The organism is Streptomyces sp. SAS_270, assembly GCF_052543295.1.
Map to the genome: position 1 here is coordinate 140904 of NZ_JBMNDS010000006.1, position 12388 is coordinate 153291.

The 12388-nt window shown below is 72.0% G+C and carries 5 protein-coding genes; 1 reads left to right on the top strand and 4 read right to left on the bottom strand.

Going from position 1 to position 12388, the window contains the following annotated elements; translation table 11 throughout:
• Positions 1 to 33 precede the first annotated feature (33 nt).
• Positions 34 to 1071: a 2,3-diaminopropionate biosynthesis protein SbnA gene (gene sbnA, locus ACN6LB_RS06525; RefSeq protein WP_445024937.1), complete on the bottom strand. Its 1038-nt coding sequence runs from the start codon at positions 1069 to 1071 to the stop codon at positions 34 to 36.
• Positions 1072 to 1330: 259 nt separating this feature from the next.
• Here sbnA and ACN6LB_RS06530 point away from each other — a divergent pair, with 259 nt between their 5' ends.
• The gene (locus ACN6LB_RS06530; RefSeq protein WP_445024938.1) at positions 1331 to 8584 is read left to right on the top strand and encodes an amino acid adenylation domain-containing protein; all 7254 of its coding nucleotides are present in this window, start codon (positions 1331 to 1333) and stop codon (positions 8582 to 8584) included.
• A gap of 106 nt (positions 8585 to 8690) precedes the next feature.
• Here ACN6LB_RS06530 and ACN6LB_RS06535 read toward each other — a convergent pair whose 3' ends face one another.
• The 3 genes from ACN6LB_RS06535 to ACN6LB_RS06545 form a co-directional block, all read right to left on the bottom strand.
• Positions 8691 to 9434 (bottom strand): AfsR/SARP family transcriptional regulator, encoded by a 744-nt coding sequence (locus tag ACN6LB_RS06535; protein ID WP_356138176.1) that lies wholly within the window; start codon positions 9432 to 9434, stop codon positions 8691 to 8693.
• A gap of 159 nt (positions 9435 to 9593) precedes the next feature.
• On the bottom strand, positions 9594 to 9884 hold the full coding sequence (locus ACN6LB_RS06540; protein WP_356138178.1) for a helix-turn-helix domain-containing protein: 291 nt from the start codon (positions 9882 to 9884) through the stop codon (positions 9594 to 9596).
• A 308-nt stretch (positions 9885 to 10192) separates the two neighbouring features.
• Complete coding sequence (locus ACN6LB_RS06545; protein ID WP_356138181.1) at positions 10193 to 12388, bottom strand: MMPL family transporter; 2196 nt, start codon at positions 12386 to 12388, stop codon at positions 10193 to 10195.

Here is a 12388-nt window from a genome sequence, read left to right on the forward strand (position 1 = left end):
CACTTGCTCGCCGTTCACCTGTCGGTCAGCCGGTCAGCCGGATACGGCTTCCAGGCCGGCGGCGAATTCGGCTCCCGCGCGCACACTTCCGACGCCCTGCGCGAGACCTTCGGAACCGACCGAGTTGCGCACCCACTCGTCGTGGTAGACGGTCTCCATGTAGCGCTCGCCCAGGTCCGGCGAGATGGTCACGGCGGTCACCTGGTCGCTCACGCCTCCGACGCCGTCGCCGTACTGCTCGGAGAGCCAGCCGAGCGCGCCGGTCACGACGGTTCCGGTGGAGCCGCCGAAGAGGAATCCGTGCCGGACCAGTTCACGGCAGGTACGGACGGTGTCCGCCTCCGGGACGTGGACGACGGCGTCGACGAGGGACTCGTCCAGGAGCGGGGGGCGCACGCTGGTGCCCAGGCCCGGGATGTGCCGGGTGGCCGGGGGCTCCCCGAAGGTGACGGAGCCGACGCTGTCCACGGCGACGATCCGCACCCCCGGGCGCCGCTCGCGGAAGTAGCGGGCGCAGCCCATCAGGGTTCCCGTGGTGCCCGCGCCGACGATCAGCACGTTCAGGTCGGGGAACTGCCGGGCGATGGCGGGCGCCGTAGTGCGGTAGTGCGCCATCCAGTTGCCCGCGCTCAGGTACTGGTTGAGCCAGACCTTCTTCTCGTCGGCGGCGAGCAGCGCCTTCACATGGCGGATGCGCGCGCCGAGGAAGCCCTCGGTCTCGTGCGGTTCGGTGATGACATGGACCTCGGCGCCGAAGGACTCCATGGTGCGCCGGGTCACCGCGTTGCAGCGGGAGTCGGTCACGCACAGGAACTTGAAGCCCCTGCTCGCGGCGAGCACGCTCAGGGCGACGCCCATGTTCCCGGACGAGGACTCCACCAGCGTCGAGCCGGGGCCGAGGGCGCCTGCGGCCTCCGCCTGGGCGACCATCTCCCGGGCCGCCTTCAGTTTGATGGAACCGGCGAAGTTGAATCCCTCGACCTTCAGAAAGAGACGGCGTCCGAAGAACGGCTGCAGATTCACGAAGAGGTCACTGACGTCGAATTCATGCGACGCGGATATAACCGGCACTGGGCACTCCTGGCCTTCGGCAACGAATTAGCCTCGCCGGTAAGCCTCTCCTCGCGCGCTGACGAGGGACTGACGGACTGCTGACGCAGGGTGGCGGCCCGTCGCAGGCGGCGCGGGCAGGCGAGGCGTCAGCAGGGTGTCAGTTGTCGGTCAGTTTAGCGTCAGCGCGATCGGAAATTGTTTGTGTTTCCGTCTGTCCAGCTATTCCATGAGGGGCGCGGCTTTGAATCGGCCATCGGCTATCAGTGAAGTCCTTCCGTTGTCTCCGCTGCAACAGGGGCTGCTCTTTCTTTCGGAGTTCGACCGCGAGGGCACGGATGTCTACACCCTCCAGCTGGTGGTCGACTTCGAGGGAATGACCGACGCCGACGCCATGGGCCTGCGCGCGGCGGCCGCCGCCCTGCTGGACAGGCACCCGAACCTGAAGGCCTGCTTCCGCCACCGTAGAAGCGGCGAGGCGATCCAGGTGATCCCCAAGACCGTCGAACTGCCGTGGCGTGACGTCGACTTGACCGCCTCTCCCGGCGAGGGGCAGCCGACCGCCGCCGAGCTGGACCGGGTGGCGGAGGAGGACCGGCTGCGCCGCTTCGACCTGTCCAAGCCGCCTCTGCACCGCTTCACCCTGATCAGAGCGGGCGGCGGGCGCTGCCGTCTGGTGTGGACGGTGCACCACATCCTGGTGGACGGCTGGTCGATGGCGACACTCACCCGTGAACTGGCGACGCTGGCAACGGCGTTGAAGCCGGGGGCCGACGCCTCGGTGCCGCAGGCTCCCTCCGCCGCTCCGTACCACGCCCACCTCTCCTGGCTCGGCGCGCAGGACAAGGAGGCGGCCCGGCAGGCATGGGGGTGCGCCCTCGCGGGCGTGACGGAGCCGACGCGTCTGGTGCCGGCGGCGAGCACGGAGGAGCACGGCGCAGATGCCGCGAGCGGCCCGCCCGTCGATGCCCGCCAGGCGCTGCCCGAGTCCGTCCCCCTCGACCTCACCCCGGAAGTCTCTGCCGCGCTCACGGAGTTCGCCCGTTCCCGCGGGCTCACCGTCAACGCGGTGGTGCAGGGCTGCTGGGCCCTGCTCCTGTCGCGGCTGACGGGCCAGGACACGGTGCTGTTCGGCGCCGTGACGTCGGGCAGGCCGGCGCAGATCCCCGATGTCGAGAACATGGTGGGCCTGTTCGCCAACACCCTTCCCGTACGCGTCCACGTGGACCCGGCCCGCACACCGGCCGAACTCTTCGCCGCCGTGCAGAGCAGCCAGGCCGAACTGCTGCCGCACGAGCACCTGACCCTCGCGGAGGTGCAGCAGCTGACCTCCGTGCGCGGGGAACTCTTCGACACCGCGCTGATGTTCCAGAACTACCCGATGGGCCGCACGCCCCTCACGCCGGAGGCGGAGGCGGAGGCCGCCGGCACCGCTGCGGGCCCGCTGGTCACCGCCGTCGACATCCGCTCGGCGACCCACTACCCGGTCACCCTCACGGTCTTCCCCGGCGCCCCGGTGGGCCTGGCGGTCAGCCATGTCCCCGTCCTCGTACCTCGCGGCGAGGCGCACCGGATCGGGCTGCGCTTCGCGCGGCTCCTGGAGGCCGCCGTCACCCGGCCCGACGTGCCCTGCGGGCGGCTGGACGTCCTGGACGCGGCCGAGCGGGCCCGTATCGTCGGCGCACGCAACGACACCGACGCGGCCGTCCCCGGGCACTGGCTGGCCCCCCTCCTCGCCCAGTGGGCCGACCGCACCCCGGACGCGCCCGCCGTCACCTGCGGCGCGCAGCGCCTGAGCCATCGCGAACTGCACGCGCGGGCCGACCGGTTGGCGCGGGCGCTGCGCGCGGCCGGTGCGGGCCCCGAGCGGGTGGTCGCCCTCGCGCTCGACCGGTCCTGCGACCTGGTCGTCGCCGCCCTCGCCGTCCTCAAGTCCGGCGCCGCCTACCTGCCCCTGGATCCCGACTACCCGGGCGACCGACTCCACTACATGCTGGCGGACGCGGCCCCCGTCGTGACGCTCACCCATCGCCGGGTCCGCGACCTCCTGAGGGGCCAGGGCGACGCTCCCACCGGCCCCCTCTGGGTCCTCGACGACCCGGACTCCGTCCCCGACGAACCGGTCGCGGCCCCCGCCCAGGAACCGCCCGCCCCGCACGCCGACCACCCCGCCTACGTCATCTACACCTCCGGCTCGACCGGCCGCCCCAAGGGCGTCGTCGTACCGCACGGCGCGCTGGCCAACCTGGTCGAGGACATGCGCCGGCGCTTCGAGGTGACGCCCGAGGACCGGTTCCTCGCGGTCACGACGTTCGGCTTCGACATCGCCAACCTGGAGCTGTTCGTGCCGCTCGCGGCCGGCGCCGAACTCCTCGTCGCCGACCGGGAGACGGTGCGCGACCCGGCCTCCCTCGCCGCCGCCGTGACGACCTCCGACGCGACCCTGATGCAGGCCACGCCCAGCCTGTGGCAGTCCCTCGCGGCCGACCACGCGCCTCGGCTCGCGGGCCTGCGCGCCCTGGTGGGCGGTGAGGCGCTGCCCGAGCCGCTCGCCCGGGCGCTCACCGCGCACTGCGCGTCCGTGACCAATGTGTACGGCCCCACGGAGACGACGATCTGGTCCACGGCGGCGACCCTGGTGGCGCCGTCGGAGCCGCACGGGCCCGGTGCGTCCGGCGCTTCCGGCCCGCCCGCCATCGGCCGCCCGATCGCCAACACCCGCGTGTACGTCCTCGACGGCGCCCTGCGCCCGGTGCCCGACGGCACCTTCGGCGAGCTGTACATCGCGGGCACCGGGCTCGCCCGCGGCTATCTGAACCGGCCCGGGCTGAGCGCGGAGCGCTTCGTCGCCGACCCGTTCGCGCCGCCCGCCACGCCGGGGGCGCGCATGTACCGCACCGGTGACGTGGTGCGCTGGGACGGCGCCGGCTCGGCCCTGGAGTACGCGGGCCGCAGCGACCACCAGGTCAAGATCCGCGGCTACCGCATCGAGCTCGGCGAGATCGAGTCCGTGCTCGCGGCACAGCCCGGCGTACAGCAGGCCGTCGTCACGGCCCGCACCGACCAGTACGGGGAAGCCCGCCTGGTCGCCTATGTCGTACCGGCAGGGACCAACCGCGACAAGCTACGGGAGCGCGCGTCCGCGGTGTTGCCCAACCACATGGTCCCTGCCGTGTACGTTCCCCTGGACGCGCTGCCGCTGACCCCCAACGGCAAGACCGACCGCAAGGCGCTGCCCGCACCGCCCGACGAGCGGGCGGGCACCGGCCGGGCGCCCGAGGGTGCGCGCGAGGAGCTGCTGTGCGCGGTCTTCGCGGAGGTCCTCGGGCTCGAACGGGTCGGCGCCGACGACGACTTCTTCGCCCTGGGTGGTCACTCCCTGTCCGCGGTGCGCGTCGCCAACCGGCTGCGCGCGGCCCTCGGCGCGGACGTCCCGGTGCGCGCGCTCTTCGACGCCCGTACGGCCGAGGCGCTGGCCCGCACCCTGCCCGACGACCCCGCCGCCCCCGGCGACACCGAAGCCACCAAGGCCGCCGAGTCCACCGGCCACCGGCCGGCGCTGCGGGCCGCCGCGCACCGCTCGGCGTCCGCCCCGCTGTCGTACGCGCAGGAGCGGCTCTGGTTCCTGAACCGCATGGACGGCCCGTCCGGCGCGTACAACATCCCGCTGGCCGTCCGCCTCACCGGACCGCTGGACACCGCGGCGATGACGGCGGCGGTGGCGGACGTGGTCGCCCGGCACGAGAGCCTGCGCACCGTGTTCACCGAGGCGGACGGGCTTGCCTCGCAGCTGATCCTCTCCCCCGAGGAGGCCGCGGAGGCGGGCGCCCGGCTGCGGCTCGTCCAGCTGCCGGGCTCCGGCGCCGAAGCACTCGCCGAGGCGCTGGCCGCCGAGGCCGCCCACTCCTTCGCCCTGTCGGCCCAGGTCCCGCTTCGCGCCCGTCTGTTCACGCTGGGCGTCGACAGCCACGTACTGACGCTGACGCTGCATCACATCGCCGCCGACGGCTGGTCACTGGAGCCCCTCGCCCGCGATCTGTCGGCCGCCTACGCGGCGCGGCGGGCGGGCGGTCCGCCGCGCTGGGAGCCGCTGCCCGTGCAGTACGCGGACTACGCCCGCTGGCAGCGCGGGCTGCTCGGCACCAAGGCGGACGCGGACAGCCTGGCCGCGGCCGAACTGGCCCACTGGCGCGAGGCGTTGGCGGGCATCCCGGAGGAACTGGAGCTGCCCGCCGACTTCCCGCGCCCCGCACGCGCCGGCCACCGCGGCGGAACCGTCGTGCGCACCGTGCCCGCCGGGACGCACGCCCGGCTGGCGGACCTCGCGCAGCGGGGCGGTGCCAGCCTCTTCATGGCCGTGCAGGCCGGGCTCGCCGCCCTGCTGACCCGGCTCGGCGCGGGCACCGACATCCCGCTGGGCAGTCCGGTCGCGGGGCGCACGGACGACGCGGTCCGCGATCTGGTCGGCTTCTTCGTGAACACGCTGGTACTGCGCACGGACACCGGGGGCGACCCCGCGTTCAGCGCGCTGCTCGCCCGGGTGCGGGAGAGCGACCTGACGGCGTACGCCCATGCCGAACTGCCCTTCGAGCACCTGGTGGAGGAGCTGAACCCGGTGCGCTCGATGGCGCGGCAGCCGCTCTTCCAGGTGGTGCTGGCGTTCCAGAACAGCACGGATCCGCTGCCCGGGCTGCCGGGGCTGACGGCGGCGGTCGAGCCGGTCGGTACGGCCACCGCGAAGTTCGACCTGGCGTTCCAGGTGACGGAGCGGACGGCCGAGGACGGCGGGCCGGGCGGCCTGGACATCCAACTGGAGTACAGCGCCGACCTGTTCACCGAGGCGACCGCGGACCGCATCGCGCGCTCCCTGGCCACCCTCCTCGACTCCGCGTCCCGCACACCCGACGCCCCGCTCAGCGCCCTCGACCTGCTCTCGCCCGAGGAGCGCCACACCCTGCTGACGGCCTGGCACGGCGACCGGCGGCCCCAGCCCCCGGCCACGCTCCCGTCCCTCTTCGAGGCGCACTCCGCGCACTCCCCCGGCCATCCGGCCCTGCTCGTCCCCGACCCCGCCGCGGCCGAACCCGCCCGCCTCACCTACGCGGAGCTCAACGCCGACGCCAACCGCCTCGCTCATCTGCTCCTCGGGCGCGGCATCGGCCCGGGTGACGTGGTCGCGCTGGCACTGCCCCGGTCCGCCCGTACGGTGGTGGCCCTGCTGGCGGTCCTCAAGACGGGTGCGGCCTATCTGCCGGTCGACCCGGACTATCCCGCCGAGCGCATCGCGTACATGCTCGACGACGCGGCCCCCGCCGAGGTCCTCACCGCCGAAGAGGTCGCCGACCGCCTCCCGGTGCGGCCCGGCGGCCCCGCCCCGCTCGTGCTGGACGCCCCCGCCACCCTGGCCGAGCTGCGCGGGAGCACCGCCACCGACCCCACCGACGCCGACCGCACGCGCCCGCTGACCCCGCGCGACACGGCGTACGTCATCTACACCTCGGGCTCGACGGGCCGCCCCAAGGGCGTGGCCGTGCCGCACGCGGGAGCCGCCAACCTGGTCGCCAACCTGCGCACGCACGCGGGCGCGGGGCCGGGCACGCGGGCCCTGCAGTTCGCCTCGTTCAGCTTCGACGCCACGGTGTGGGAGCTGTGCGCCTCGCTGTTCTCCGGCGGCACGCTGGTGTTCGCCACCGGCGACAGCCGGCTCTCCGGCGAACTGCTGGCCGATCTGGTCGCCGCGCACGGCGTCAACCACGCCATCCTGCCGCCGACCGTCATCGCCGGGTTCCCCGAAGAGGCCCAACTACCGGAAGATCTCAGCCTGTTCACGGGCGGCGAGGCATGCCCGCCCGCCCTGGTCGAGCGCTTCTCACGCCTCGGCGTCCTGCGCAACGCCTACGGCCCGACCGAGGCCTCGGTCTGCTCCACCTGGAGCGCACCGCTGACCCCGGGCGGCAAGCCGCCGATCGGGCGGCCCCTGGACAACTTCCGCGTCTACGTCCTCGACGCGGCCCTCGCCCCGGCGCCGGTCGGCGTCACCGGTGAGCTCCACATCGCCGGTGACGGTCTCGCCCACGGCTACCTGGGCCGGCCCGTCACCACGGCCGAGCGCTTCGTCGCGGACCCCTACGGGCCCGCCGGAACGCGCATGTACCGCACCGGCGACCTCGTGCGGTGGCGGCCCGACGGCGCCCTGGACTACGTGGGCCGCGCCGACCACCAGATCAAGCTGCGCGGCTTCCGCATCGAACCCGGTGAGATCGAGGCCGCGCTGGCCCGCCATCCGGTGATCGCCCAGGCCGCCGTCACCGTCACCGCCACACCCACCGGCGTGCGCCGGCTGACCGGATACGTCGTGCCGGTGTCGGGCGTGGCCGCGGTGGACGTACCCGTCCTGCGTGCGTACGTCGGGGAGTCGCTGCCCGCGCACATGGTGCCCGCGTCCCTGGTGACCCTGCCCGCGCTGCCCCTGACGGCGAACGGCAAGCTCGACACGCGCGCCCTTCCGGCGCCGGGAGCCGGGGCCGGAGCTGCCGGCGCCGTGGCCCCTGGGCGGGCGCCGCGCACCGCCGCCGAGGAGGTGCTCGCCGAGGTGTTCTGCGAGATCCTCGGCCTCGAGGAGGTCGACGCCGACGGGGACTTCTTCGCGCTGGGCGGGGACAGCCTGCGCTCGGTGCGGATCGTCGCGCGGGCCGCGAAGGCGGGGCTCACGCTCTCGCTGGCCGACGTCTTCACCCACCGAACGGTGGCGGGCCTCGCGGCGGCGGCCCGCACCGACGAGGACCAGGAGGCGTCCGGCGCGGTCACCCGTGACGTCCCCCTCCACCCCGTCCTCGCCATCCGGCCCACCGGCACGGCCGCCCCGCTCTTCTGCGTGCACGGCGGGGTCGGCTTCGGGCTGCCGTACGCCGAGCTGGCCCCGCACCTCGACGCGGAGCGGCCCGTGTACGCCCTGCAGTCCGACGGCATCGCGGTGGACGGGCGGGACTGGGACCGGCCACGGGACGTACGGGCGCTCGCGGCCACCTACGTCGAGCGCGTCCGCGAGGTCCGGCCGCACGGGCCGTACCACCTGCTGGGCTGGTCCTTCGGCGGACTGGTCGCCCACGAGATGGCGGTGCAGCTCCAGGCGGCGGGCGAGGAGGTCGCGTTCCTCGGGGCCCTCGACGTCTATCCCGTGTTCCCCGAGGACCCGAACCCCTCCGACGACGAGATCCGCACCGCGTTCCTGGACCACCACGCGGCGGGCACCGGGATCGGCGAGAAGGAGCTGCGCTCGCTCATGGGTGTGATGCGCCATCACACCGACATCGCGCGGGAGTTCACGCCCGGCCGCTTCACCGGCGCTCTGACGCTGTTCGTCGCCGCCGACGGCCGGCCGGCCCCGACCGCCGACCTCGCACGGCGCTGGCTGGAGCATGTGGACGGCCCGCTGACCGTGCACGAAGTGCCCTGCGGTCACGAGGAGATGCTGTCGGCCGACGCCGCCCGGCACATCGGCGCCCTCACGAACGCGGCGCTCGGCGAGGCCTGAGGGCTACCGCTCGCGGGCCCCGAGGGGGCCAAAACGCCGTGTCGCCGGCAGCTCCGCGAAGTGCGGAACTGCCGGCGACACGAGGGACATTGCTGCTACCGCAGGATCACATGTCGCACAGCGACGGGTCCTGCACCAGGATCGCCTGGTAGACGTGGTGCAGTCGGCGGCTCGGCTTGAGCCCCAGTTCCTGGTCGAGCCACTTGCGGGTGCGGTGGAAGATGTCGACGGCCTCGGACTGGCGTCCACACCGGTAGAGCGCGATCATCAACTGCTCGCTGAACCGCTCCCGTTCGGGATACTGCGCGAGCAACTGCTTCAGCTCAGCCACGACGACCCCCGCTTCGCCGGCCTGGAGCTGTGCTTCGATGAGGTCTTCCCTCGCAGTTTTGCGCTGTTCGTCGAGACGGAGCGCCACGGCTCGGCACCGCGGACCGTCGCTCGCGTCCAGCAGGGCAGGGCCCCGCCACATGGAAAGGGACTTGCGCAGCAGGTCCATGGACTCCTGCGGCTCCCGGCTGACCAGGCTCGCCCCCTTCTCCGCCGTACGCAGGAAGCGATAGGCGTCCAGCGCGTCGTCGGGGGCTTCCAGAAGGTAGCCGTTGTCGACGGTGCGGATGAGCGGCTTCTCCGGGCTGTCGAGCCCGAGTTCACCCAGGGACTTGCGCATGCGCTTCACATTCGCCTGCAGGGCGTTCCGCGCGTTCTTGAGCGGTGCCTCGCCCCACAGTTCGTCGATCAGCTCGTCGAAAGCGACAACCTGACCTGGATTCAACGCCAGCATGGTGAGCATGACGCGTATCTTCTTCGCCCGCAGGCCGACGGTTCTGTCACCGTCACCCACGAGCATCGGACCCAATATTGAGATGTACACCAAAACCCCGTCCCTACCTATGAATTGCAGCCGCGAGCTCCCATCTCGCGATCTCAAGCCGGCATGCGGAACCGCGACTCGCTTCTTCCGCCCGGCCTGACACAGGGGAAAACCTGGGAGTCAATTGGAACTTGATCAATTATCGGTCACACCCGGCCGATTCGGCACTGTACCTTCGTACATGAGCTGGTACGCCTGGGCCACGAGGCCCACCTGAAGCCGTGATTCCACTTCCAGTTTGGCCAGAATGCTCGCGACATGCGCCTTTATGGTGCGCTCCGTGACATGGAGCCGGGCCGCGATGCCGCGGTTGGAATGCCCGGCACCCAGCAGAGAAAAGACCTGCATCTCCCGTTCGGACAACGCGCCGACACGGGTGAGCTCCTTCATCCAACGCTCCGACGGCGCGCCGTCGTCACCGTGCATGCGTCACTCCCCCTGATCGCCCTGCTTCCCCCGTGGTGCGCCTAGCAGAAAGTCGGAGCTGAGCCAAACAGGCCAGCCGGTCCCCGTCCTCGCCGAACGCACCGCGAGTCTACAACTTCCACAACTTTGGCCACAGGGTTAACAAGTTGAACACCTGAAACTCACTGTTGAATGCTGAACGGAACTGGCACGCACACGAAAGCGTGGCTGCGAGGAGGGGCCGAGCCCCATCCTCACAGCCACGCGTGGAAGCCAATACTCGGCGGCCCCTGCGAACTGCCGTCAGGCCGCTGTGTTCTGTGTCACCGTCACAGCACCGGTGCGCGCTCCGCCACCGACGCCGGGATCACCGCCGGCCTGCTCTCGTCCTGGTGCGCGAGCCGCGAGGGCCACCAGGTCTTCCAGCCCAGCAGGGTGACCACGGCCGGCAGGACGACGATCCGGATGAGCGTGGCGTCCAGCAGCACTGCGCACGCCATGCCTACGCCCATCTGCTTCATCTCGATGAAGTTCAGCGAGGCGAGCAGTGCGAACACGCAGACCATGACCACCGCGGCGCTCGTCACGACACCCGCCGTACGCGTGATGCCCTGCTCGACGGCGTCCCGGATGGACAGCCCGCCACGCGCCGCCTCCCTGATCCGGCTGACGACGAAGACGTGGTAGTCCATCGACAGTCCGAGCAGGATCACGAAGAGCATCAGCGGCAGCCAGGCCACCACCCGGCCCGTGGACTCGAAGTTGAGGATGCCCTCGGCCCAGGTCCGCTGGAAGATCAGCGCGAGCAGGCCGAACGAGGCGACCGCGGACAGCACGTTGAGGACCACGGTGATCAGGGCGAGCGTGATCGACCGGAAGGCGATGGCCATGACCAGGAAGGTCAGCAGCAGCGCCACCCCGAGCACCCACGGCATCTTCTCCACCACGTTCGCGCGGTAGTCCACGTCGTACGCCACATCGCTGCCGCCGACCGCGAACTCGGCGCCCCGCACCGTGCCGACCGTGTCCGGCGCGATGTCCTCGCGCAGCACGGTCAGGGACTGTCGCGCCTTGTCGGAGCTGCTGTTGAAGCGTGTGCCGACGGCGATGGTGCTGACCGTGCCGTCCTTCGAGGTACGGATCTCGGGCGCCGGGGTGTGCACGAACAGGCTGTCCTTCGCGGCCCGGTCGACCAGCTCGATCACCGCGGAGTGCAGCTGCTTCGCCTCCCCGGCGGGCACCTTCACGGCGATGATGTGCGTGTCGGCCTGGCTCGGGAAGGACCGGGTCAGCCGCTCGTTGGCCTGCATCGCGGGGATCGACTTGGGCAGGTCGTCGATGCCGGTCGCCTTGAGCCTGAGGTCGAGGGCCGGCACCGCGAGGGCGAGCAGCGCGCCGACCGACAGCACGAGGGCGATGACCGGGTGGCGCAGCGACGGCTTGAGCATCGCCGACCACAGGCGGGGCTTGACGCCGCCCTTCTGGGTGAGCCGCCACACCAGCGGTACCCGCGGTTTGTCGAGGTAGCGGCCGAACTTGGAGAGCATCGCCGGCAGCACGGTGAGCGAGGCGAGGATGGCGATCGCGACGACGAGGACCGCCCCGGTGGCCATCGACTCGAAGGCGATGTGCCCGGCGAGGTAGAGCGCGCCCATGGAGACCATGACGACCAGTCCGGAGGTGAGCACGGAGTGGCCGGAGGTGGCCGCCGCGATCTCGATGGCGTCGATGTTGTCGGCGCCCAGGGCCCGTTCCTCGCGTTGTCGTTTGAGGTAGAAGAGCGAGTAGTCGACGCCGATCGCCATGCCCATCAGCACGATGATGTGGGTGACCGGGCCCGGGTCGGGGACGAGCTGGGAGGCGACGCCCCACAGGCCGAGTCCGGCGAGCACCGACGAGATGCCCAGGATGACGGGGACGCTCGCGGCGACGATCGCGCCGAAGACGAAGACCATGACGATCAGCGTCACGGGCAGGCTCAGCACGGTGGCCCGCCCGAGGTCCTTCTCCAGCAGGTCGTTCAGGCCGGCCTTGATGGAGCCGGCGCCGACGAGTTCGACGCGTACGTCGTGGTGGGCGCGCTGGGTCGCGGCCACCTTGTCGAGCAGCGGCTGGACGCGGTCGGCGGCCGTCTCGGGGTCGCCCTTGAGGGTCACGGGGACCAGCAGGGCCGAGCCGTCCGGCGCGGGCACCGGGGCGCCGACCGAGGCGACGCCCTTCTCGCTCTTCAGGGCGGCAGCGGCGTCCTCGGCGGCCGCTCGCGCCCGGTCGGCGTCGAGCTTGCCCTCGTAGGGCGTGACCAGGATGTTCTCCACCGCACGGTCCTGCAGGCCGCCGCTCTTGGCGATCTCGGCCGACCGGCCGGACTGGCCTATGGACAGGTCCGAGTTGGTGGCCGCCCGTGTACCGGTCGCACCTCCGACCACCAGCGCACCCAGGACGAACACCACCCAGAGCGTCATCGCCCACCAGGGATGGACGGCGCTCCACCGAGCAGTCCTGGTGATCAGGTTGCTGCCTCCCAC